Below are 24,005 nucleotides of genomic sequence, written 5' to 3' on the forward strand. Positions count from 1 at the left end.
CCTAAAAGCTAAATGCCATACGGCGTAGTGTACGTTCCATTTCCTTTGCACCGTTGTCAGTCGTATGGATTGTAACATTTGGACTGAATTGTTTTGAATAATCATAGCTATTTGATGACAGAGTGCTGGTAGCTACTCCACCTTCCACAGATTTTGCTAGTCGTTGCGAAGCTGCCGTTACTTTAGTGACCATATCGTCCATGCCCTGCACTAATCCTTGCCCGATATTTACACCGAAACCTCTCATAACACGTGATGGACTGTGAATATCAAGAGCGCTCTGAATGGCTGCTTTAATGCTATTTGCAATGGCAGTAGCTTTTGCAATAAGTGGCCCTTCCATACTAGATAGGCCGTTTAACAAGCCCGCCCCTGCGTCTGCTCCAATCTGTTGCAATGTTGATAATTCAGTTGATGTAGTTTGAGTTAATTCTTTAATTTTTGCCTGCCATTCAATTTGAAGTTGGCCAAGTTTTGTTTCTGCAGAAGCACGCAATAAATCAATCTGCTTTTCGGTATCTTCCTTCATACCAATTAATTCAGCTTCTGCTTGCTCGCGAGCAAGTGCTGACTTTTCCTGATACAATGAGCTGTATAGTGTTAGTTGTTCATCAGTAAGTTGATTAAGAGCGATAAGCTCTGGCAATGCTTTTACACCTAGTCCAGATAATTCGCTTAATAAATTAGCATCAATATCACGAGATGATAGTTTGGCAAATTCATCTTGCCATAATTTAAAACCGTCTACTTGTGATTGTAGATTACCAAGCAACTCTATGCCAGACGCTTTAACTTCCACGCTAAACGCATCAAATAATCCCGCAAAACTCATTAATGTCGATTGTCGTTTAGATAATGCATCCTCATAAGCATTCGTCAAATCATTTTCTTGCTTAATTAACTCGTCATTAATCGTCTGCATTTGAGATTGGTAATCTTTATTAATTGATACGATTTCTTTGTTCACTGCATCAATAGCAGAGTTATAAGCTTTTTGCGCTTCGATGCGTTCTTTCGAACCTTCCTTAAAAATATCAAGATTTTCTTTCCAAACTCTAACTTCATCAATAAGTGTCATTTCACCTAAGGATTTCTTCTCACTGATATAATTTTTGATGTTCGTTAGCATTTCAGCGTTTAAATTTTCAACTGCTCTGTTATATAGCTTAAGTGCTTCTGTATGTTGGGTTGTTCCTTTTTGAAATGTATTTGCGCTATATTTCCAAAACTCTGCTTCTTGTTTCAAAGACATATCTCCAGCTTGTTTATGAGCTTCTGCATACTCTTTAAGTGCTTTTAGTTTATCAGCTGCGACTGACGTTTCTATTTTAGCGATAGATTCTCCAGCTTTTTTTGAAGCTTTAACTCTGTCTTCCCCGGCTTTCACTTCAATCTCTCTAATTCTCTGAGCAGTGTCACTGTTGATTTTTTTTATTTCATTCAACTGTGCAATGGTTAGCTTTTTCTTTTTACTTGCTGCGGTGTCACGAATTTTTTGTATTTTTTCAGATGCATCTGTTTCAATCTTTTCTATTTTTGTATGAGCATCTTTTGTTATTTGAAGTCTTTCTAAGTCACGATCCTTTTCGACTTTAACAATTTCAGCCGCATTTTCTTTAGATGACTTACTGATAATCGATTGGATTGTTTTAATCTGAGTTTTTGTTACGGAAACAGCTTGTGAGAAATCTGGGATAGCTGCTCGAACCATGTCGTCTGCTGCTCGTTTGACGATGTTTGTATTATTATTAATACCAATCGCAAGACCTTGTACCGTATCACGTCCAACCGCCATCATGACACGTGAGGGGGATTTAATACCTAATTTCTTCTTAGCCCAATCTGGAATGAGTCCAGCGAGCTCCTCAACCTTTTTTTGCACACCATTAAACATATCGCCAATACCACCAATGAGGCCTAGAACGATATCTTTACCGATTTGCTTTAGACTGATGCTACTTAAAAACGCCTGCGCTTCATTCCACTTCGTCTCAATCTTTGTTTTGACTTCAGCCATTTTAGTTTCAACATTCGTTTTCATTTCTTCAATTTTCTTACCGGTCCAGCCTTTTATTTCATCCCACTTTTCAGAGGTGTCATTTTTAATCTCTTCCCATTTTTCCGAAACAGTATTTTTTATTTCTGCTGCTTTTTTACTGGTGTCCTTCTTCATCATTTCCCACTTGGAAAGGACTTCACCTTTCTCCCAATTAACATGATCAGCGTGTTCACCAGCTTGTTGTTTAGCTTCTTCGACTACATTCTTGTGTAGATCTTTTGCATGACCAACTACTTGATCACGTTGCATCTTGGCATCCAAAATCATGATTTTAGCTTGTTCGGCTGTGATACTTCCTATTTCATCACGCTGTCTGATGATTTCCTGAACCGTTTTATCGTATTGCTCATTGGCCGCCTTAATAGCGCCTTCTGTTTGCTTTTGAGAGTTTTTAACAACATCCGCGGCTTGTTTAGCTGATATCTCTCCAGCTTGTGCTTTCATTCGTTCTAAGATGCTTTTTGATTCAATCTCATTTTTAGAAAGATATTTTATTCCGTTATTGACCATACCTTCCTGGATGTTATTGATTTGGATCTGTTCTTCTTTTGTTAAAGAACGTTTTTCATTTGAGGCGGTAGTTAAAATATCTTTGATGATTTTCTCACCGTTATTTACTGCATTCGTTTGCTGTTCATATTTTTCATTCATTTTTGCAATAGTATCTTGTTTGTCTTTCTCATTTAACAGTTTACTGTTCTCAAAAAACTGGTTCATAGTTTCCAGTTCTTGATCATGTTTCTTCTTAAGACTCTCAAGCATTTGGTCGCCCATTTGTTCAAAGTTTTTAACTATATTATCAGCAGTTGTTTTCGTTACTGCAGTACCACTCATATTAAGTTGATTTAAAGCAAGTGTAGCTTTATCATTCAACTTTAAAAATCCACCTACAGCTTTTTCAGTCGATTTAGAAACATTCTCACCAAAAACATCTATTTCCATAGAAGGTTTCTTTAAATCCTGTGAAACTTTATAGGCGGCAACTCCTAATAAAGCCAAACCAGCAACAGTTAAACCAATTGGACCTGTTAATACAGCTAAAGTGCTTCCTAGCAAAGCTGCTGCCCCGCCGGCAGCACCGATTGCAGTAGATGCAGCACCCACTACTGTAACAATCGAACCTATACTAGAAATAAGTGTCCCACCAATAACAAGTAATGGTCCTATTGCAGCAGCTACGCCACCAATTGTGAGAATCGCCTTTTTTTGACCATCTGTAAGATTGTTAAACTTGTCCACTAAACTACCAATTTTGTCCATTGCACTTGAAGCCATTGGAATTAAAGTTTGACCGAGGGAGATCCCTACATCTACCACTTGATTTTTTAACATTGACATTTGAGATGCAGTTGTTTTATAGCGTTGAGTAGCTTCATTGCTAAGTGCCGTGTTTTCATGCCACGCTTTTGTAGAAGTATCAACAGCCGACGTTAATAAATCGCTCGCGCCAGCTAGACGTAAAATTGTATCAGCTTCTCTTATTCCGGTGATACCTAACTTCTCAAGTATCACATTTAGATTTTTTCCATCCTTTGCCGATCCAGCAAGTCCTTTAATAAGCGCATCAAGTGCTGAGGTTGCATCTGATTCATACGCTTTTTTAAATTCAGATGCAGACATTTTTGCAGCGCTTGCAAAAGCTCCAAGGTCTTTGCCCCCCTTACTGACAGCATTTTGCATTTTTTTCAGCGCGGTCGTCATGGCTGTACCGCCAGCTTCTGCTTCAATGCCCAATGATGACATTGTTGCAGAGAGCGCAAGAATTTGCGCTTCTGACATTCCGACTTGTGCACCTTGCGCAGCCAAACGCATAGCCATTGACATAATTTCGGATTCAGTGGTTGCCATTGTATTTCCTAATCCTACTATTGAACTTCCCAGTCTATCAAAATTATCTTGGCTCATACCAACAATATTCGCAAACCTAGCAAACTCTGAAGCTGCTTGTTCACGTGTTAAATTAGTAGATTCGCCAAGGTCAATAATAGTTTTCGAGAATGATAATATCTTATTTTCTGCAATTCCTAGTTGACCAGCGCTTTCTGCCACTGCAGCTATATCAGATGCAGAAGCTGGTAACTGCTTGGACATATCACGGATGCCCAACTCTAGCTTCTTAAATCCTGCCTCGCTTGTATTAACAGTTTTCCGTACACCTGCAAAAGCTGATTCAAAGTCAACAGCAGCTTTAAATACGCCTGCCCCCATAGCTAAAATAGGCGCGGTTACTTTCATTGTTAAATCTTTACCTACGCTAGTCATCCCTGTACCAATCGACTTCATTTTGCCGCCAACATCCTGTAATTTCTGACCAGCATGTGTCCACTGGGATGATTGGACCTTCAATTGCTCTGTAACTTCTTTTAGTTCAGTTTCCAAACGATTGTATTCCGTCTGTGCTTTATTGACAGCGATTGCCTGACGCTCAATCGAAGTTTGAGATGCTGTTCCTGAAACAACTAATTCATCATATCTTTTTCGTTGTTCTTGAAGCTTTAATCCTGCGGTATCGAGAGAACGAGTAAGAACATCTTGTTTTTGCCCTAAACCTTCTATGGATTTCCCATAATCAGCGCCTTTTGCTTTAATGGATTGTAATTCGCCACCCATAGCTTTCAAACTTCGGTCAACTTGAGCAATACTTCCGTTGAAATTAGAAGCATCAAGAGATAAACTAACTGCTAAAGAACCTATTTCCGCCATTTATTCTCACCGCCTTCTTGGCCAAAAATAAAAAAAATCACAGCCATGGAATATCATCAGCTGTGACCTCTTCAATTTCTTCGTCTTCGATCATGAGTTCATACCAAAAATGAATATCCATTTGATCTATTTCATGAAGTTTGTAACCCTTTTTTAAGAGCTCACGATAGAATTTTTTAATACTTTGGTATGGGGTTATCCCTCCGACTTTCCCCCGCTATCGGTCTCCTGATCAACTAATGCATATCCACCTAGGCCAAGAACATTATTGAATACTCGCCCAAGCTCTTCTTGGAATTTATTTAATTCCATACCATCCCATAGCTCATCAAGAGTAAATTGATGATTAAATGCTTTCACAGTAAATTCAGCCATTTCGTCTAAACTATCGATAACACTATCCTGACCATCTTGTTTTTTCTTTGCGATTTCTTCATTCAACTTCAAACCATCACGTAATAATCGTGCTGGAACAAAGTCATTTACAAATGTCTTATCTTTATTTTCAATTCGTAATGTTATTTCCATAATGCATCCATCCTTTACTAGTGTTTAAATACAAAAAGAAGCCCTCGAAAGGACTTCTCTCTTGAAACAAAATATTAAGGTGCAGGAGTGATAGTTGGTTTTGCAACAGATGCGAAAAACGTGTCAGGTGTTACAGTAACACCGCTGTCACGAGTATCAACAACATGTTTTAATGTACCGTCGATTAATGGTAGTGCCTCACCACTGAAAGGATAAGTTTTATAGTTCGTCTCACCCTTTTTACGAGTAGAATTCGACTCCTCGCCTGGTTTCAATTTTGATTTATAGAACCAAATTAACTTAGATCCCGATTCATACCCAAGTGCAATGAAATTCGGAGAATCGTTAGAGTTTGTAATGATTCCACCTTCTGAAGAAACCTTATGGCCGTACCAATCGACTAATACTTCCGTTGGTAAATCAGCTGTTTCACCCGCAATTGTGATTGAATCAAGTTGAGCTTCTTGATCAACCACACGATCCCCTGCATCAAGTGATGCTTCCGAGAAATTTGGTGTCAATGTTAAACTGATTGGCATGGTTAACGTTTTAACGCTGCCGTAACTTTCTGTTTTTTCATCTGTCATTAATGCGTAGTGAATACGTTTCAAACTAATTTTCTGCGGTTTTTCATTAATAGTTGTAACTGCCATTGTTCACGACCTCCTAATTTTAATATTCATCAAAAAAGACGAATCTCAACACTTTGTTTAAGTGAGAATCGCCTTCTTGATAAGGTGCATCATATTCAAATGTTCTTTCGTAGCCTGCCGACTCCATCAATCGCTTGATGTCCTCCACAAGCTGATAGTAGTTGGATTTTGACCAAACATTGACTTGAATAAGTCGTTCAGTCTCGTATTCTCGGTCAGATGCTTCAAAAGCTGGCTTTGCATCGATTTCTAAAAACGTAATGTATTGATCCGGTATATCGGTACCGGTAGGAACTGTATTAAACAACACTGGTATGCGAGTTGTGGCAAGAGTGGTCACGACATGATCTACGATATCAATCATAGTTTCTTCACCTTTTTGATTTCATCAGCCATCACATTAACGGCATTTGACTTACTTTTCTCAAATCCGCGAGTAAAGAATGGGTTTGGAGCAGTCGCTCCCCACGACACCTTTTGTCCTTTTTTCTTGCCCCTTTTCGCGATTGTAGAACCAGCACTACGTCCACCTTCCACCAGATGGGCATGGTAAGCACCCCCCGTGTGGACCTTGGCTTCACCATCTTTTGCACGTTTAGTCTTGATATTTTTCTTAAGTGTACCGTCATCAACAGGTGCTTCCTCAATTACAGCTTCTTTTACAACTTTTGCGGCGGCATTAAGTACTCGATTTTCTTCTGCCTCTTCCAGAGGAAGGTTTATAAGATTCTGCAGTAAAGCTTCCATACCCTGCATTTCTAACCGCATTCTACAACACCTCTTTCACAATGATAGTCAGCCATTGATTGCGCTCGTCATCATTAGTGAGTGATTCGATTTCATAAAACTTACCCGCTATTTCTAAACGCATTTTCTCATGTATATCGTTTCGATAGCGAATACCAACTACTCGTTTCCCTTGCCACTTTGTAGCATCTGAATTGAATACACGGTAGCCCTTTTGTGTTTTGACCTCAGCCCAAAGTTTCTTACAGGGCGTCCAATCTTGAACCGGCCACCCATTCGTAATTGTGCCAGGCGGAATATAAAAAGTTACTCTTTTATTTAATCGTGCAGGATTGTTATTGTGTTGATAATTCATCAGGATTCACCCACTTTAACTGCAGGATGATCGATTGTAAACCGTAAGGGATAGGAATTTGTACAACTTTAATTGTTGTTGGCGTAATAGCAATACGATTCTCGTAAAAGTGAGTAGACAACATCATAATCGCTAAACGATGTAACGCAAAAACATCTTTACCTTCCGCAGTTTGATGGAAATAATCAATTGGTTGTTTCACGCCTGCATTTTCCAAATACGATTGAGCAGCTGTGATAAAAGATGAAAGAGACGAATCCTCATCATCTCCCTCAATACGTAAATATTCTTTTAAATCATCAAGTAATGAAGACATTATTCATCGCTCTTTTCGTTCACAACTTGCTTTTCATTATCATTTTTTACAGGTGGTTTTTTCGATGCCGGATCCTTCTTTTCTTCAACTTCTTCCAAGAATGCTACGCCGTAGGTTATATGTGGCTTTGTTAAAAATTCCGCACGGCTTTTAACTAATTTTTGCCCTTTAGCTGGATACTCATCACCGACATTGTAAATATGCCCACCATGCTGATTTTCTCTAAAGGTATTAATCACCTTGTACACTATTAATCACCTTCTCTCTAAAAAATAAATAGCGGCTACTAATTATGGAGTAGCGACTACTTCAGCAATACGGAATGCAGATTTTAGTTTAATTTGGTGATCAAACCATGCAGTGACTACAAACTGCTCGATACCTGTCTTGATGTCTTTGTCTCTTTCAAACAACTCTCCAATATCATAGTTAAAGTGAGAGTATGAGAAATCTCCTACAACTGGTTTTATCGCTCCATCTGCGAAAATAACTGGCTTCCCAAGAACTTGTTCAGGTTGAGCAGTGTAAAGGGTAGCATTACCGTTTGCTAGTGTCTCGATAATGTCAGAGTAATCTGCAAAAGTCATGAAGATTTTAGCGTTTTCACGATAATCCTCGTGAAGATCTGAAATTGCGGCTTTAATCGCTTTATATTTGGTTTCCCCATTTACTTTCTTGATACCGTTTTGAGTAGAGTAAAAACTCATATGCTCTTCTCCAGTTTTAGGTGTTACGGCAAACGCAACTTTCTTCTCCTTAGCTGCTACCCCTGACTTAAGCGCATTTTCTACATGTTGAACTAAATTAGTATCAGTACCATTTAATACAGTTTCAGACACACCTGCAAAAACTTTGAATTTATGACGACCAAAAGTAACAGTATCCCCTGTTAATTTAAGCTCTTTTGCTGTTTCTGTATCAGCAACAAAGTCATCGTCATCAAGAGTGTAGCTAAGTTTAGGTAATTCTAAGTTAGTAATGTTAGTTAACGCAGAATGTCCCCGAAGTGGGTTCTTTGCTAATGGTTCCATTATGATATCGTTAGAGACAGTTTTCGGTAAGAACTTACCTCCGCCTGTAGAAGCATCGTCACCTAATGCTTGGAATACTTCTGGTGATACTGCTTTTTGTCGCATAGCAGAACGAATCAATTCAGCTTTAGCTTTGACAACTTTTTGTTGTGGATCATTTTCAGCCCCTAATCCAAGGCTATTTGCTTGTTGTTGAGCAGCAAACTTAGCTTTTTGCTCGGCTTCCATTTGGTCATGTTGCTCTTTAATCACGTTAAATCGTGCTTGGATATCCTCTTTTGACTTTTGTAAGGCTTTGATGTCATCCAAGGAAGCACTAGGATCAATCGCTTTTTGTGACAAATCATTTTCAATCTTTTGCAATTGTTGACCAAGTGTGGCCATGTTTTGTTTTAACTCGAATAATGTTTTCATCTAAATTCCTCCTAAAATTGACTCAATATAGGCTGCATTAGCCTTTGCTTCTTCCGCGATACGTTTTCTTTCCGCCATTTCAGATGCAGAAATCGTTGATTTTTGCGTGACTTTGAATAAATTGTCAGGAACATTCTGATATAAATCTAGCAACTCGATGTCTGCGCAAGCGATAGCATCTTTAGCCTCTTCTAAAATAGTAATGTTGAAATATTGAGAAGCTTCATCCGCATCTAGCCAGTTGTCTTTCCCATCAAGTAACTCTTTCATTTTCTCCTCTGTTAAGAGATCGGTTCCTTTACCCATATAAGCAGGAATGCAGGTCCTTGATTCCGTCTTATCTAGCCAATCTGCTTGTTCTCGACAATCAACTGCGTTCGCACTCCATAAGGTAATCATAGGTTTGTGAATCATTAAAAAAGTATTTTCGTACATATAGATGTTGTCAGCTTTCATGATTAGAAATGAAGCAGCACTAGCTGCAATTCCGTCCACATATGCATTAATAGTTAACTGACCCTTCTTACGTTCTAATTGATTCATCATTGCGATGGTTGTAAAAACAGAACCACCTGGACTATTTACATACATATTCAGTGTCTTAACGGTCTTGGGTAGATTATCTAGTGCCTGTTGAAACTCAGTAAGAGTAATATCTTCGTCCCTCCATTTATAGCCACTAACAATTGCGCCATAAATAAAAAGATCCGCAGACTTTTCATCAGCAGATGCTTTCATTTCCCAAAATTTATTCTGTTGTACTTTGGTCATTTTTCCTCTCACCTCCTTTACGTAATGTAGGATCCATTTCAATTGGATATAAGTCTCCACTAATCCAAAGTTCGTCTGCCTTGCCACCTAGTGGTGGTAAATCCTCAAGCATCCTTACTTCATCTGGCTTCATTCCTGCACTTCTAAGCATTGCTTGGTAAAATGCTGTTCTCGCAGCTGTATCACCTCGAAGTAGCCCACCTAAGTTGAATTTAAAGTACATCCCTTTCCTTCTGTCCTCTTTTGTAAGCAATTTACGATTAAACTCATGCTCATATTGCCTCACAATCGGCAGTAAAGTCATATTTACGAACTGAATCATCTGCTGTTCATTACTCCCAAAGCTTCCACCTTCTGCATCATTAAGAAAAGAGACAGGCACATTAAAAACGTTGGCCACCCTTGAACGTGTAATTCGCTCTGATGCCAACGTGTCTGATGCAAAGTATTGTTTTTCTATTTCTGTAATTTCAACGCCAGGCTCTTTAAACAAAATACCGCCATTTTCTTGGTAGAATCGTTTAAAATGACTGATGATTTGTTTTTGTTTCTCCTCATCAACGTTAGCGCCATAACCCAAAATAAACGATTCTTTCTTTCGCATTTCGGTAAGGGAAAACTCCTGAACAGCTTTATCGTATTCAAGGGTATTCTTTAGAACATCTAATGGACTGATACCTGCCCATCTTGATGTACCTGTAATATGCTTTACATGAATCATGTTCATGCTGTGCACGAAGTGTGTTTTAGATGCTGAAATAACTTTATACCAAAGAGATTCGTCATCTAGATTAATAAAAGGCGTGACATAGCTCGAATCCAAAGGGATAAGTGCCTCAGGTTGCATCCGAAAATCGCGAATAATAACAGCATAAGCATTTCCTTTTTCATTCCTTGATACTTCTAACTTGTTTAACAAATCAAAGCTACTCATGTTAGGATTAGGATCATTTATTAAAACGTCAGATGCCTGATGATCGGTAATAACGTCATATTTTTGATGTAGTTTAATAGGGAGCGCTGATAATGTGTTTGATAGCCTGCTAACCACACTAAAAATCGTTTCATTTGTTGCTAGTTTACTATTATCGATCCCCCAGAATGTACGGCCAAACCAATTAGAAAAATCATACGTCATGCCCTTCCAACCTGAAACAGCCATTTTGGCAGCTAACTTAATTCGTTGATGCCATTTCAAAATCTCACCTCCTTATAAATCATTGATAGAAATGAACTTAATATTTCCACTGCCGCTATTTGTAATTGCAAATCTAGCTTGTACAAATGCAGTGATAATTGCTGCAATTGGGTCAATTCTTTCACGTGATTTCGCTTTTGATAGTTTAATACTTTCGTTTGCTGCCATATCAACAATTGCATTTCCAACAGCCCATGATAATAACTTATCCTCATCATGTGTAATTTTCTTTTGATACACAAAATCCCGAAATTCTTTCGTTGGCTCGGATAGAGTTTGAAAACCTTGACGGACCTCCACAACAGTTAATCCATGCACAGCCATATTTTGAGCAAATTGAGTCGCACCGTATGGATCGTAGCAGAACAATATCGGATTCAATTCATTGTCATTAATAAAATCGATTATCCATTGTTCTACAAAACTATAATCTACTACCGCACCTGGAGTGACACTTAACCAACCTTTTTCAATCCATAAATCATAGTCAACTTTATCTTTCGCTTTTCGCTCAGTCAGTGCATCTTCTGGCATAAAGGAATGTTGCATTACATGATGTCCATAATCTGTAGGGAAATCAAAGCCAGTTGACGTTAAGTCAATTCGTTTCGATAAGTCAACACCAATGTATACATCACGTCCTGTAATATCGAACTCATCAACTTTACAATCCTTCCACTTACTAGAAGGTATATAACCCCCAACCTTCATATCTACCCATATATTCATTGTCTTGGTCATAAAAGCACGCATTTTTTCTGGAACGTCTAGAGCTGTTTTTAAATCAGAACGAATCGATTCAAGTCCTTCTTCATAAGTAGCCACAATTGGATTCGCTTTAATCCAATTAGATTCGTCCTTGATATCATCGCCCTCATCTAGCTCACAGATAATAGCAAAATAATCATCGTTTTCCGTGTCATCATCAGGGTCTAGAATTCGGCTAACATATTCATATTCGATAAAACAAGGACGGCTTAAATCAAAACCTGCAGTAGTAATTACAAACATCAAAGGTTCTTTTCGAGCGACCATCCCCGACTGTAAAACATCATAAATTTCAGAAGTTTCGTGGATGTGGTACTCATCAACAATACCAACCGATGGGTTTTTCCCATCTCCAGTTTTTCTTGTTTCTCTGGATAGAGGAACAACTACAGAACCATTTTTAAAAATCTCAATTTTACCGTATGCCTCTTTCCACTTTCCTTCGAGCAATGGGCTGGATCCAATTCCGTCTCTCACTGCAACATATACCTCGTCGGATTGATCTTTTTGCCAACCCGCGATATAAATACGCTGCTTTTCATTTCCCAGAAAGGCTACATACGCGCCAATAATAGCTAAAAATTGTGATTTTGCATTTTTACGCGCTAACTGAATATAAACTTTCCGGAAACGACGAGCTCCATTTCTCTTCTTTTTGAAGCAGAAAATGTTAACAGAAATGAATAGCTGAAAATCAGTAAGCTCAACTGGTTCGCCTGCAAGTACTCCTTCCACATGCGTAAACTCACGAGCAAACCAATAAAAATCTTCGCCTTCAGGTTCGTCAAAATAAAAAGGACTATCTGGATTGTTCTTACAATCGTCGTAGTCCTTTAAAAAGCGTGTGACCGCCCATTTATGTTTTTTTCCAGCTTTTATCTTCCCACTTAGGATATCATCACAGTAAGCAAATACTCGTTCTAGTACATTCACAACCTACCACCGAAACGACGCTCTGCTTCTGATTTTTCCTTTTTGTCGTCTTCTGTATTAGGAATAACCAGCTTTAACCGTGAGGTGATTGTAAGACCTAGATCACTTGCTGCCGCTCGGCATTCACCAAAGAGTGTATTCTTTACTCGCGCCAGTTTAGGGTAATCGTCATTAGCAAAGGTTGTTTTTTTTCCATCTGGACCCGTCACGGTATCTGTAGGTTTAATTTTTTTCATTTCCTTCATCAACTGCAGGTACTGATATTTTGAGTCTAAATATCGAGCCAATGTATCGACATCAAGATTACTGAAAATATCTAGTTTCATAAGTTCATCTGAAATCTGTTCGAATTCTTTTTTTTGCGCTGAAGTTAAATATGTGGGTGGCTTCACTTTATCTGTAAATCCACGCATGTTTTTTTCATGTTTTTGACGCTGTTTTATCTCATCTTTTGTTAGATGATTAGATTTCCCTTTACCTTGAATAACGCTTAATGGCTGCTTATTTCGACCTGCCATACTATCACCTCACCTTCAATGTTTTCTAGCTTTTAAAAAAATTTTCAAAAACGGATTTTTCTACACGGAAAACGGGCATCCGGTGTTCCGTCGAATGGATATTAGAAATTTAAGGTAGGGGGGCTATCCCCCTTTTCGCTCCATACCTGTTTTTTTGTTGTGGCACGACTGACAAAGTAACTGTAAATTATCTTCGTCTAATCGCTTATTCCAATCCAGCTTAACTGGTATGATATGGTCCACGATAGTCCCCAATGTAATACGTTTCTCATTTAAACACTGAACGCATAAACCGTTGTCACGTATCTTGATAAGTTCACGTGCTCTCTTCCAAGTAGCCGAATGATAGAACTGTTTAGTTCGATCACTACGATGGTATTTATCGTAATACCGATTGTTTTCAGTTTTAACTTGCTTATGCTGATCGCAGTATCCATCATACGTAAGCTGTCCGCAACCTTGTCTGTTACAAGGACGTAATGGCCTACTGTTCTTGCTCACGATGTTCAACCTCTTGCTTGATAGCTTCCATTCTTTGTTTAATGTCTGTGTGAAGTGCAGTCTCATCTTGCAACATCTGCTCAGCAGCCTCAGTCCCGTAAGCCCACTTCAATTTACGGTGTTTCTCTCGCATCTCCTTTTGTAGATTGCGTACATTAGCATCAGTATAAAAGCATACATACTCACAACCACAGTTAGGACAAGTGAAGAATGTCTTTTCGATTCAGTTCTGAAGTTTGTCTACCTTGAAATGTTTGACATAGAAATTGTGGCCGCAACTCTTATTGCATTTCGCATAAATCGGTTCATTTTTCATACTTAAATCCCCTTTTCCAAAATAAAAAGCACTCCTGAAGGAATGCTTTTATAATTAGGTATTCAATTTTAATTTTATTTCTGGATTGGGATCAATAATTTTAAAAGCAAAACTTTTTATATGTTTTCTTCTATAGCTATCAAGATAAATTGCTTTAAGTTTTACAGTATCTCCAATCTTTAAATTTCCTTTTTCAATTAGCTTTTCTGATAAACTAATTTTGCTAACTTTCCAATGATAATTTTCTGTAGGAAGTAATGTTTTTATAATTTCAATATTATCAAACATTAAACCATTGGGGTTTCCAGTATCAGTAATATTATTTTTTGCTATACCTCCTATTAACAATGTAATATTTACAACACCTGAGTTAATAAAATGAATATTTACGAATTGGTTAGATAAAGCTACTCTAACTTTTCCTCTCGGGGTAGTATTTCTAATGGTTATCCATACTGTTACAAGCAAAGTTATAAAAGTAGCAATAACAACCATTATATTGGATATTGCCGAAATTGCATCCCAATTTATTGTATTATCTTTTAAAAACTCTAACACTTTTCTTCCTCCCTTCATCTACACAATTCGACAAAAGGAGATATTTTCCTGCAAATAAAAGCACTCCCGAAGGAATGCTCTAATGATTTCTAGAATGATTAATTTTTTTCATGTATCCTGATTTTAGAACTCGATGCAGTTCGCTTGAAGCTTTGCTTTTAATGACGTTGGCAACATATTGGTGGTCAAGGTCTTGCCCATTTACTTTGTAGCCTTTGGCATTAAATCGCCTTACAATCTCTGCAATACTGTTTGTAAATGCATATTCTTTAATAATCAGTTTGTCTAGGGTGTCAGCTTCATAAGACTCTGCTAAATCGATGTAATGCAAAAGCCTTTTCGCTTCAGCTTTTGCTCTACTAACAGTAATTAATTTAGTAGCCATAAAACATATCATCCTCCCTATTTGGAGGATTCGACAATAAAATAGCTATTCCTTGTGACAGGTTTGTGAAATATGAAAAGCACTCCCGAAGGAATGCTTTAAATTATTTATCCTATTTAAGTACTTTATAGTCTTGATCCCTGTATATTCTAACTTTCCAATCTGCTGATACCTCATTATTAATGAGAGATGCATCAATAGTCATGGTGATTGGGAATACTAACTCCTCGGTTTCAGTTTCATAGACTTTCGGTTCAGTAATGTTTGGAAGCAGAAAAACAACTGTCTCCCCATCTTCAGTATACCTTTGATGAGTTGCAATACCAGGGTTATTATCTTTTAGCGGAATGTAGATTTGCTCAATATCCGGCTTTATATGGTTTTTAATATAATCTCTAAACGTTAACGGTTCAGAATAATCTTGATCGATATAAGCTCTATACATTCCGTAAACTCTTGCTTGATCTACTTTACTAACTAAAGCCCAAAACCCATCTACATCCTCACTAAATAGAAACTCAAAGAATGAAAACGCTAAATTTGAGTGCTCTTGAAGTATATCTAATTGTTCTGTTTTCGTCATATAATATCACCTCGCTTTCACCTACTTATTTCGACAAAAGGAGATATTTTCCTGCAAGTAAAAAGCACCCACATTAAGTGAGTGCTAAACAAAGGGGAAATTACAATTTTTTCATACTATCATCTTAACACATTCATTCTTCGCTTTTTTTCAATATTTTTTTAATGTGATAATTCAAGTGCTACAATACCAAATAAAAGCACCGATAAATCACGAATGGCAAGCTTTGTATCTCGGTAAATTGTTCCTTGTTCAACATTGTACATCTCACATAATTTCTGGATTGGAAAACGGTTATCACTTAAGTATCTGTGGTAAATTACTTTGTGCCTTCTCTGCTCCTCTTCTGATCCGTTTCTGCTATCAACTTCAAAATGTTTTAACATGCGTTCAAAATGCCTCATCATCTTTGCCGTCTTCAGTCTATATTTCATCAAACTCTCAAGAGTCAGTTCTTCTAAACTGAAAACAGTTTCTTCGTACTCCTCGATTTGCTGATCAATATCCTCGCAATGATCTTTTAATCTGTGATAGTTTTCCAACAATAACTTTGTGTTTCTTAGCCGCCAATCTTGCTCCTTTTTCTTTTGCTTTAATTGCTGTGCTTTAAATTGTTTGATAGCTTCCTGACTTGCTAAAGAAGAAATCAATTCAATTTGACTTTTAGTTAAGGATGCTTTGCTAGTCATAATTTTGCCTCCTATTCAAAATCCCAACGCTTGGGAATATTGCTATTCGTTTTTCACTTTCTCAATTCTTGCTTTCAAGGCTGACATTAAGGCTTCTTGTGTATTTGCTTTATTTTCTAATGAGGCTGCTACGTCTTCATCCACTCCACCGACAACAGCTAAGTGGTGGATAATAACCTTCTCGGTTTGCCCTTGTCGATGTAGACGTTTGTTTGCTTGTTGGTAAAGCTCAAGATTCCAATTAAGTCCAAACCATATCACATGATTTCCACCTTGTTGAAGATTCAAACCGTATGCAGCTGAAGCAGGGTGTGCTAGTAAAATATCTATCTGGCGGTTATTCCAATCCAGCATATCTTCTGGCTTCTTCAACTCTCGTACTTTTAAACCTGTTTTTGTCAGCTCTTTTTTAATTCGTTGTAAATCATGTTGGAAGTTATAGAATACTAAAGCTGGTTTCCCGTTAAGTCCTTCGATTAACTCCATAAATGCCTCTAGTTTGCAATCGTGAATATCAACCACATTCCTTTCAGCATCATAGATGGCTCCATTACACAGTTGCAAAAGTTTATTGGAAAGCACTGCGGCGGATCCTGCGTCGATCGTCGTATCATCCACTTGCAACAACATTTCACGTTCCAGCTTTTTATAAGCTTTTTCAGCTTTACTGTCTAAGATGACAGGAATCGTGTTATAGGTGATATCAGGTAGTTCAAGGTAATCCTCTGCTTTCATGCTGACGCATATATCACCAATCAACTTCTGTATGGCTTCCTCTCCACCATCTTTCGGTGCGTAAGAGAAAACTCGATCTCTGTTACGTTGATCAGGCTCAAAGTATCTTTCACGGAATCCGGTAATCGTCTTTCCAAGTCGTTGACCTCCATCCAGTAGAAAAACTTGTGCCCATAAATCTAAAAGCCCATTTGGTGCTGGTGTACCTGTCAGTTCGATGATTCGTTTGATATGCGGTCTAATATTTTTCAAAGCTTTAAATCGCTGGGCTTTATGATTTTTGAAACTTGATGACTCGTCCAGTACCACCATGTCGAATGGCCAACTGTTACGGTAATAATCCACCAACCACGGAATGTTCTCCCGATTAATCACGTAAATATCAGCTGGTGTATTTAGGGCTTTAATTCTTTTAGCTTGGGATCCTAAACAAGTACTGAATCGTAAAAGCTTTAAATGCTCCCACTTGCCTGCTTCCATTTGCCAAGTTCCTTCTGCAACCTTTTTTGGTGCGACGATTAAAATCTTGCTGACTGCAAAGCGATTATATTTCAAGTCGTTGATGGCTGTTAAGGTGATGACGGTTTTGCCTAATCCCATATCAAGCAGGAGTCCAAGTGCTGGTGAAGTTAATACTCGGTTAATGCAGTAACGTTGGTAAGCATGCGGTTTAAATTTTGTCACTCTCTACACACCTCTCGGATAAAATCGTTTACACCCTCCTTGCTGTCAATCACTCTTACATCACATCCTAAGCTTGAAAGGTCCCTCATTTGCTTAACCTGTAACGGTCTTGGCTTTTTCCCCGGTGCTTTCAACTCAACAAAGTAAATTTTATTTTTAGGTAGAATAACTAATCGATCTGGCACCCCATCGTTACCTGGGCTTTCGAATTTATAAGCTTTCCCGCCTGCTTTTTTCACTTGATCACGTAAATAGGTTTCAATTGCCTTTTCTTGCATTTTTCAAACCTCCGTATTAAAGCTGTCTACTTTCTCACTCACGCACACGTATAGACACCTAATTAGGCGGATTAGGCATATACTATATGTGCCTAATATCTCTATTTTACCTATTTATATATTTATATAGATTTAAAGTATACAAAGTATACAAATAGTAATAAGTACAGGTATATCAACGTTTTTTCTGTATACTTTCTTGTATACTTTCACCATTTTTAAAGTATACAAGGTATACACTTCCAATTTTTACAAGGTATACAAAATAGGGACAAAGTATACAGAGAAAGTATACAAGATTTACTCTCTTACATATCCACCTTTTACCAATCCATAAGGACCATATCGATACGGACTTTTTTGCTTTTTCCAGCCTTCTATTTGTTCCAAGATATCGTTAATGGCCATTGTCTCAAATCGCTTCATGTTACGGATTTCTCCTCCTAAACATTCCACGAAAATCTCTGCTGCACAGATTCGATCTCGTTCAACGGTATCTGATTCAATTCTTCCAAACTCGCCTGACCAATATAGTTTCCTAGTTGCCAAATCTTTCTTGTGCCATTCTAAAGGAACCTTCCGATCAATAAATTCTCGTATAAGACTTTCACGTGGATCCTGCTCAGCATGATTCTCCTGTTGACGTTTTGCCTCTTCTGCAAGTGCCCCAGTGAGAATCAGCGACTCGCCCAGCCTCCAATTCATCACAGCCTCAGCCCATAACTGGTCCACTTCCCCATCTAAATCAGTGAACACACGTTTAATTGGTTGCTGGATTCCACAATCTATTGGCCAAAAACGTCTTCCTCCTGTTGGATCCTTTAAATAATCACTTCTATTAGATGTACCAAAAAACACGCAACGTCTAGGATGCTTTTCTGTTTTCCGTGCATAGGCAGCTCGATAATGATCTTCTGTTCGGCTTAAAAATCCTTTAATCGTGTCTAAGTCTGATTTTTTATAAGCACTCATTTCACCGATTTCTACTATCCATACACCTTGTAAAAGCTCAGCTGCTTCTTTTCCTTCAAACGTCTCAATGCTATTAGAAAACCATGCTTTACCCATTTTCTGAATCAATGTTGTTTTACCCAACCCTTGGGCTCCCGTGAGAACTGGCATAGTATCATATTTACACCCTGGAATCATTGCTCTTGCAATCGCCGCAGTAAAGGACTTTCTTGTAACAGCTCTGTTATAAGGAGTATCAGCTGCACCCAAGTAATCGATAAAAAGAGTTTCAAGTCTTTTTACACCGTCCCATTTAAGACTATTTAAATAAGAAGAAACTGGGTTAAAACGATTCTTTGCTGCACATTGATTTAGGGCATGATTAAACTTTTCCCTAGATTGAAAACCTAATATTTTTTCGAGGTAAATCATAATTCCTGAATCGTCTTTTTCAGACCAAATGAAACTACCATTCTCCTCATTTCGTGGAGCCCAAGGTAGAGGAGCGACACCGATAATGGTATCGGCAAACTCGTCCAGTTTGATTCTTCCCTTTAAGTGGGCTTCACCTTCAAGAGCGACAAGGATATTTTCACTTGTTTTCTGCGGCTGACCAGTAGAAGGGCTAATTCGCAGTTTTTGAATCCAACTCATATCATCCTCTGTTGCAGGAAGAGAATTATCCCCAAAATCTTGCACAGCCTGTTCATAACGTTCCTGATTTAATACTGCGGCCACGCCAGCATCATTCAAAGCAAAAGCAGCCATTTGGGTAAATGAGGGTAGCTTGTTAACGGGTGTATCTACTTTTGCCTCATCGTCTAAATCTCCGAATCGATGTAGCCTTACCAAGTCAAAAGCATTTACTAGTTTTCCACTACACGGATCCGTCGCATGGTGAGAGAAGAGGAACAAGCCATCTTCATAAACGATTGCACCGCCCACAGTCGAACCACCAATATAAGTTAATCGATTATCAATATCCGATGGATCATAGATGCCAGGTAAAAAGGTTTCGATAGCTTGATAGATAGAATACTGTCTACAGAAAGCCCCAACCACTCCACGCTTTTCTAATGGATTACCTTGTTTTGCTGCTAACTTAACATGCTTCTGATTTTCTCCTGGTACTTCTGGCCACTCGGCAATGTTGCGCCAATCTCCGTATGTAGCGAGTAAACCATCCGTATCCAAGAAAGGTTTATCAGCTGACTGGAACACATATTGACTGTCAGCACTACAACTTGGCCAATACATTAAACGTGAAGCTTCAAACGTGGTAGGATCTGCCAAACTCATCCCAATAATGGATGCTAGTTTACGAGCTAACGGTTCGTATTCATCTGGTGAAGCTGTTCGGCTTAAAGGGACAAGTACACGTAATCGTGGTTTATTCCCCTCATGCTTCCTTGTACTGTAGGTTGCATAGGCACACCCCAAACCCTCGAGTCTTCTTAAGACATCAGCTGTTCCACCTGAAGGGATATTATCCAAGTCAAGTGTAATAACGTCCCTTCCTGTAACATTAGAAGCTTTTCGTCGATTGCCGGCTAACGTACCAGCTACGAATCCCCCAACGTCTTTCAGTTCATCTTGTTGTGACTTTGGTAATTTTAAATACTCTGCTAAGGTTTCTGTGCCACGCACCGCTGTGCGTAGGCGCTCCACCAATTCCGACCAATAGAGTGTTTGAGCTGGCCAATGTGTAGCTTTACGACTCCCAGCAGCAGAGACGATTATTTGTCTATTAAATTGCATGGCACATGACCTCCGTGTTACTTTTACTGTTCAACTAATAATACTTTGCAATTTATTCTTTACTTCCGTTGAATCGATATATTACAATTTAATTATCGAGGGAGACAATAAGCAGATTGGAGGAAGACTCGGCTGCCTTATTGTCGCCGTCGTATTTTTTATGGATCTTTTAATCGTATTGTTTAATAACCTACAATAGCCTTTGTCATATACCCAAGTACAAATCCTATGCTAAAACTAACTACGAGTGTACCGATTGCAACGTATAATGCCGCCTTTGCCCCATTACCTCCAGTAATATCCAATTCCCTTCCTCCCTTAATTAACATTTTGCTTAAACTATTTCATTTGGGTCTTTAATGTAGTCATGAAAGTTTTTCCGATTTTTATGTTTATAAATTTAATTTTTTCACAAACTATACTGACCATCCTATTTAGATTGGAGTTTATTATGAACAAAAAACCTGTATTTTCATTAATTGCATTAATTTTATCTCTGTTTTCATTATCTAATCTTGGATTAATTATTCCATGGGACCCAATAATGGATCTCCATACTTATTTAGGCGATATGCCAATGTTTGCAGCATTAATCGGTACATTACTTGGTATATTTGCGATGATTAGAAAGGAACGAAAAAGCCTTTCATTAACAGGTTTACTTTTAAATGGTATTCCTTTAGCACTTTTTATAATTATCATGATTATGATGTTCCTATCGTTTGTTGTAGGATTATAAGTAAACACATTTTCTTGTTTTAATAAAAATGCTTACCAGTTTATACACTTTGAAAAAAGTTTCATTGAGTGATCATGTCCGCAGCAAGGACACTTCTTTTCATACTCGGTGTTGAAGGCAAAATCAAATTGATTTTTCAAATAAGGTCACACCTTTACTCTTTTGTTTACTTAAACCAGCATTGTTTGAACAGAGGATCATATCAAAAGATTTACTTGGCAATTTCGGCATGATTTCCAAACAATCACCATGAATTATTTGATTCATTACGGTACCTAACTCCATTTCTTTCACCTCGAAATAAAACTAGTAAACTTAATCAATCTTGTGTTTTTTTACAGCGATACTTATAAATAAAATGTTTTTTGTAAATCCTAAAATTCTATAGTGAACATTTACTTTTACCACGAAGTACATTATCCTGCTTATCATAAATGAGGGTCTTTGATATGTTTAATTGGATTTACAATCACATAATAAATACAACCTATTTTATTTTTGGAATTGTAATTCTTTTTTTCTTGGTATTATTTATTATGTTTTTTGTCGCATATAAATTGGAATTAAAGGGAAAAAAGAAGGATTAGTTTCTCTTTTAAGGAATCATAATAATTCTTTTGATTCATCCCTGTCGCTTCTGTACTTAATTCAGATCCATAATATCTAGCCAACAATCAATCACACAAAAGCAAAGCTTCAATTTCTAACTCCAAATTTCCAAGATGAGCATTGATATTTTCATATTCTTCTAGAGTCCTTGCAGCACCTAACTGTAAGGACAAATTATGATGATAACTTAATAGATAAGCTAACCGATCTTGATTAGTCATTAATACACCTCAAATTACTAATTTGTTTTTCTTCCTTAAATATTGCAGTCGCTTATTTACGCTCATATAGCTCCGATTTAAAGCTTCTGCAATCTCCTTTAAAGGTCGTTGCTCAAAGTACATTACAATCAAACGGTCTGTTTCACTTTTGGTCCAACCTGTCCCTTTGGCCTTTCCTGAACCGCCTTTATATACACTTGATGCCATTTGATATTGTTCAAGAGCATATAAACGTTTTAGTTGCGACTCATAAAATTCAATCATTGATTTTGGCAATTCATGAGTAGACCATCGATGCTCACAATTTTCACATTTCCTTCTTCGTCTGATCCCATTTCCTTTTTCAAGATGTCGACTATCCACTGTACTAAAATGGTCACTTTTGCACACTGGACAGTTCATCTATTCCACCCGATTTCTACTTGCTTCTTCAGAGAATCCACTTGGGTAACGCTTGTACAATTTATCGATGTTGGCCGTGGCCACTTCTTCAAGAGTTAATCCTGCTAACCTAGCAATTTGTGAAACGTACCAAAGAACATCGCCTAATTCTTTCTTAATATCACTCTTGTTGATTTCATGACCGTGGAATAAAGCCTTTTTGATGAGGTCAGCTACTTCCCCAGCTTCACCTGCAATACCCAATCCATAGTTAACCAACTCATTATCATGTTCTGTAGCTGTTCTTGATGCCATAAGCTGATAGACATTTAGATTCATCATTTACACACCTCTAACTTATCTTTTCATCAGATAGATACTCTTCTAACTTTTGTTGAATGTTCGGTTTATGAAATGCACAATAACTTCTTGAATAACCGAGTGCTCTTCCTGCTTCAGTCGGACCATAACCATCAATTAAAAGAACAGCAATCGATCGTTCATTTTCGGATAACATACACAAGAAATCTTGAACAAAGATATCCGATTGGTCTTGTAATTCTCCGAGAAGATCGCTTAATATACCGCCATCTTCTTTCACCTTTTGATTAAGTCTTAAAGGCGCTTTTTGTTGCATATATTCAAGAGCATATTTGACATTATGTGGACTCTTTTTTAACTTCTTAACGATCACTTCTGGAGACTCCCCAATCAATCCTCGATTAAAAATAAGATCGGCACAGTCCTTAACATTAGGTGGATATCTTAAAGCAGTATCCGCACTTTGCCGTATAGCTAAAGTAATCTCACCTAATATTTTTGGAGTGGCAAAAGTGGAAAACTGATAACCCATACTGTCATCAAAATGGTCAAAAGCTTTCATTAATCCGATAGAGCCAATACTCTCTAAGTCCTCTATTTCCAATCCTGCCCTTTTACCTTTTAATCGATATTTGTTGGCTACTTTACAAACCAATTTCATATTTTCAATGACAGCCTGATCTCGTGTTTTGAGTTCTCCTTTTATCATTTTTGTTTCCATAATCGTTTTTATCCTTTCAATAGATAGGTTTCCAACCATTTTTCTTTCTACTTTTAAACTCACCTTTATCCAAAGGTTCATAAAGGTAGACGGATTGGCCATCCTCTTTGCGGTAGAGGAGCATCCATTTACGTTGGCGCTTAGGCTTCTTGGCCATATGGATTTCGTTCTTTTCCTTCGAGAATATGTTCAAATCCATCAAAATACTTTGAAAGATCGTAAAGCTTTAATAAGCCCTTACCTTGACTTAGGTATCCTTTTTTCCAATATTGAACAGTCAGACCATCTGATTGAAATATGATACTTTTTTCGAAACCATTAAGCTTTTTCATGAAAACCTCGAATACTTTTAGATTTATGACAACACCCTCAATTCGAACAGGGAGGGTTTTTGAAACAGAATACATTTCGATTTTAGATGTAAGCTCATCTACTTTCGTTTGAATGTGGGAAGGAATATAACCCATTTTTTTGTACGGTTTTTTAAGAGCAGTTACTGCCAAGGATGTTGTTTTATGGGCCTGTTTCATTTCAACTTTTAAATCAATAACATTCCCTTTTACAATCTCTATCACGGTTTA

30 protein-coding genes are annotated in these 24,005 nt (G+C 37.8%); 1 reads left to right on the forward strand and 29 read right to left on the reverse strand.

What is annotated here, in order from left to right; all coding sequences use genetic code 11:
• Position 1: 1 nt before the first annotated feature.
• The 23 genes from ACFSO7_RS20675 to ACFSO7_RS20785 all read right to left on the reverse strand — a co-directional run bounded on the left by ACFSO7_RS20675 (position 2) and on the right by ACFSO7_RS20785 (position 20,737).
• On the reverse strand, positions 2-4,762 hold the full coding sequence (locus ACFSO7_RS20675; protein WP_377879286.1) for a phage tail tape measure protein: 4,761 nt from the start codon (positions 4,760-4,762) through the stop codon (positions 2-4).
• 195 nt (positions 4,763-4,957) lie between these two features.
• The gene (gpG, locus tag ACFSO7_RS20680) at positions 4,958-5,290 is read right to left on the reverse strand and encodes a phage tail assembly chaperone G (protein WP_377879287.1); all 333 of its coding nucleotides are present in this window, start codon (positions 5,288-5,290) and stop codon (positions 4,958-4,960) included.
• Between the two features lie 74 nt (positions 5,291-5,364).
• Complete coding sequence (locus tag ACFSO7_RS20685; protein WP_377879288.1) at positions 5,365-5,943, reverse strand: major tail protein; 579 nt, start codon at positions 5,941-5,943, stop codon at positions 5,365-5,367.
• A gap of 19 nt (positions 5,944-5,962) precedes the next feature.
• Entirely contained in the window at positions 5,963-6,307 is a 345-nt protein-coding gene (locus ACFSO7_RS20690; RefSeq protein ID WP_377879289.1) for a hypothetical protein, read from the reverse strand.
• Complete coding sequence (locus ACFSO7_RS20695; protein WP_377879290.1) at positions 6,304-6,711, reverse strand: HK97-gp10 family putative phage morphogenesis protein; 408 nt, start codon at positions 6,709-6,711, stop codon at positions 6,304-6,306. Before ACFSO7_RS20695 ends, ACFSO7_RS20690 begins: the two co-directional genes overlap by 4 nt.
• Position 6,712: 1 nt before the next feature.
• Complete coding sequence (locus ACFSO7_RS20700; protein ID WP_377879291.1) at positions 6,713-7,045, reverse strand: phage head closure protein; 333 nt, start codon at positions 7,043-7,045, stop codon at positions 6,713-6,715.
• Positions 7,026-7,361 (reverse strand): head-tail connector protein, encoded by a 336-nt coding sequence (locus ACFSO7_RS20705; protein WP_377879292.1) that lies wholly within the window; start codon positions 7,359-7,361, stop codon positions 7,026-7,028. The genes ACFSO7_RS20700 and ACFSO7_RS20705 overlap by 20 nt, the downstream gene beginning before the upstream one ends.
• A complete protein-coding gene (locus ACFSO7_RS20710; RefSeq protein WP_377879293.1) occupies positions 7,361-7,609 on the reverse strand; it encodes a hypothetical protein in 249 nt (82 codons plus the stop codon). Before ACFSO7_RS20710 ends, ACFSO7_RS20705 begins: the two co-directional genes overlap by 1 nt.
• Positions 7,610-7,651: 42 nt before the next feature.
• The gene (locus ACFSO7_RS20715) at positions 7,652-8,806 is read right to left on the reverse strand and encodes a phage major capsid protein (protein ID WP_377879294.1); all 1,155 of its coding nucleotides are present in this window, start codon (positions 8,804-8,806) and stop codon (positions 7,652-7,654) included.
• Positions 8,807-9,577, reverse strand: coding sequence for a head maturation protease, ClpP-related (locus tag ACFSO7_RS20720; protein ID WP_377879295.1), 771 nt, complete (start codon positions 9,575-9,577; stop codon positions 8,807-8,809).
• Complete coding sequence (locus ACFSO7_RS20725) at positions 9,555-10,775, reverse strand: phage portal protein (protein ID WP_377879296.1); 1,221 nt, start codon at positions 10,773-10,775, stop codon at positions 9,555-9,557. The genes ACFSO7_RS20720 and ACFSO7_RS20725 overlap by 23 nt, the downstream gene beginning before the upstream one ends.
• A gap of 12 nt (positions 10,776-10,787) precedes the next feature.
• Positions 10,788-12,476, reverse strand: coding sequence for a terminase large subunit (locus tag ACFSO7_RS20730; RefSeq protein WP_377879297.1), 1,689 nt, complete (start codon positions 12,474-12,476; stop codon positions 10,788-10,790).
• Entirely contained in the window at positions 12,473-12,994 is a 522-nt protein-coding gene (locus tag ACFSO7_RS20735) for a phage terminase small subunit P27 family (protein ID WP_377879298.1), read from the reverse strand. Before ACFSO7_RS20735 ends, ACFSO7_RS20730 begins: the two co-directional genes overlap by 4 nt.
• A gap of 123 nt (positions 12,995-13,117) precedes the next feature.
• On the reverse strand, positions 13,118-13,495 hold the full coding sequence (locus tag ACFSO7_RS20740; RefSeq protein WP_377879299.1) for an HNH endonuclease: 378 nt from the start codon (positions 13,493-13,495) through the stop codon (positions 13,118-13,120).
• Positions 13,479-13,607: a hypothetical protein gene (locus ACFSO7_RS20745; protein WP_377879300.1), complete on the reverse strand. Its 129-nt coding sequence runs from the start codon at positions 13,605-13,607 to the stop codon at positions 13,479-13,481. Before ACFSO7_RS20745 ends, ACFSO7_RS20740 begins: the two co-directional genes overlap by 17 nt.
• Positions 13,608-13,865: 258 nt before the next feature.
• Positions 13,866-14,369: a hypothetical protein gene (locus ACFSO7_RS20750; protein WP_377879301.1), complete on the reverse strand. Its 504-nt coding sequence runs from the start codon at positions 14,367-14,369 to the stop codon at positions 13,866-13,868.
• A gap of 79 nt (positions 14,370-14,448) precedes the next feature.
• Complete coding sequence (locus ACFSO7_RS20755) at positions 14,449-14,754, reverse strand: hypothetical protein (protein ID WP_377879302.1); 306 nt, start codon at positions 14,752-14,754, stop codon at positions 14,449-14,451.
• A 112-nt stretch (positions 14,755-14,866) separates the two neighbouring features.
• Positions 14,867-15,337 (reverse strand): hypothetical protein, encoded by a 471-nt coding sequence (locus ACFSO7_RS20760; RefSeq protein ID WP_377879303.1) that lies wholly within the window; start codon positions 15,335-15,337, stop codon positions 14,867-14,869.
• Positions 15,338-15,498: 161 nt separating this feature from the next.
• Positions 15,499-16,026 (reverse strand): hypothetical protein, encoded by a 528-nt coding sequence (locus ACFSO7_RS20765; protein WP_377879304.1) that lies wholly within the window; start codon positions 16,024-16,026, stop codon positions 15,499-15,501.
• 42 nt (positions 16,027-16,068) lie between these two features.
• On the reverse strand, positions 16,069-17,445 hold the full coding sequence (locus ACFSO7_RS20770) for a DEAD/DEAH box helicase (protein WP_377879305.1): 1,377 nt from the start codon (positions 17,443-17,445) through the stop codon (positions 16,069-16,071).
• Entirely contained in the window at positions 17,442-17,723 is a 282-nt protein-coding gene (locus tag ACFSO7_RS20775; protein ID WP_377879306.1) for a PDDEXK family nuclease, read from the reverse strand. The genes ACFSO7_RS20770 and ACFSO7_RS20775 overlap by 4 nt, the downstream gene beginning before the upstream one ends.
• A 300-nt stretch (positions 17,724-18,023) precedes the next feature.
• The gene (locus tag ACFSO7_RS20780) at positions 18,024-20,432 is read right to left on the reverse strand and encodes a virulence-associated E family protein (RefSeq protein ID WP_377879307.1); all 2,409 of its coding nucleotides are present in this window, start codon (positions 20,430-20,432) and stop codon (positions 18,024-18,026) included.
• A 182-nt stretch (positions 20,433-20,614) separates the two neighbouring features.
• Positions 20,615-20,737 carry a hypothetical protein gene (locus ACFSO7_RS20785; RefSeq protein ID WP_377879308.1) on the reverse strand — a complete coding sequence of 41 codons (123 nt, stop codon included), beginning with the start codon at positions 20,735-20,737 and terminating at the stop codon, positions 20,615-20,617.
• A gap of 146 nt (positions 20,738-20,883) precedes the next feature.
• Here ACFSO7_RS20785 and ACFSO7_RS20790 point away from each other — a divergent pair, with 146 nt between their 5' ends.
• Positions 20,884-21,171, forward strand: a complete 288-nt coding sequence (locus ACFSO7_RS20790) for a hypothetical protein (protein WP_377879309.1) — start codon at positions 20,884-20,886, stop codon at positions 21,169-21,171.
• Between the two features lie 123 nt (positions 21,172-21,294).
• Here the strand turns inward: ACFSO7_RS20790 and ACFSO7_RS20795 are convergent, their stop codons facing one another.
• The 6 genes from ACFSO7_RS20795 to ACFSO7_RS20820 form a co-directional block, all read right to left on the reverse strand.
• Positions 21,295-21,456, reverse strand: coding sequence for a hypothetical protein (locus ACFSO7_RS20795; RefSeq protein ID WP_377879310.1), 162 nt, complete (start codon positions 21,454-21,456; stop codon positions 21,295-21,297).
• A 389-nt stretch (positions 21,457-21,845) separates the two neighbouring features.
• Positions 21,846-22,001 (reverse strand): hypothetical protein, encoded by a 156-nt coding sequence (locus ACFSO7_RS20800; protein WP_377879311.1) that lies wholly within the window; start codon positions 21,999-22,001, stop codon positions 21,846-21,848.
• Positions 22,002-22,010: 9 nt separating this feature from the next.
• Positions 22,011-22,403: an NrdR family transcriptional regulator gene (locus ACFSO7_RS20805; protein ID WP_377879312.1), complete on the reverse strand. Its 393-nt coding sequence runs from the start codon at positions 22,401-22,403 to the stop codon at positions 22,011-22,013.
• The gene (locus tag ACFSO7_RS20810) at positions 22,404-22,721 is read right to left on the reverse strand and encodes a nucleoside triphosphate pyrophosphohydrolase family protein (RefSeq protein ID WP_377879496.1); all 318 of its coding nucleotides are present in this window, start codon (positions 22,719-22,721) and stop codon (positions 22,404-22,406) included.
• A gap of 13 nt (positions 22,722-22,734) precedes the next feature.
• Positions 22,735-23,526: a sigma-70 family RNA polymerase sigma factor gene (locus ACFSO7_RS20815; protein WP_377879313.1), complete on the reverse strand. Its 792-nt coding sequence runs from the start codon at positions 23,524-23,526 to the stop codon at positions 22,735-22,737.
• Positions 23,527-23,564: 38 nt separating this feature from the next.
• Positions 23,565-23,999, reverse strand: coding sequence for a hypothetical protein (locus ACFSO7_RS20820; RefSeq protein ID WP_377879314.1), 435 nt, complete (start codon positions 23,997-23,999; stop codon positions 23,565-23,567).
• Between the last annotated feature and the right edge of the window lie 6 nt (positions 24,000-24,005).

Origin of the sequence: Bacillus sp. CGMCC 1.16607 (assembly GCF_042683745.1) — a bacterium.
Taxonomy (GTDB): Bacteria; Bacillota; Bacilli; order Bacillales; family Cytobacillaceae; genus Pseudoneobacillus.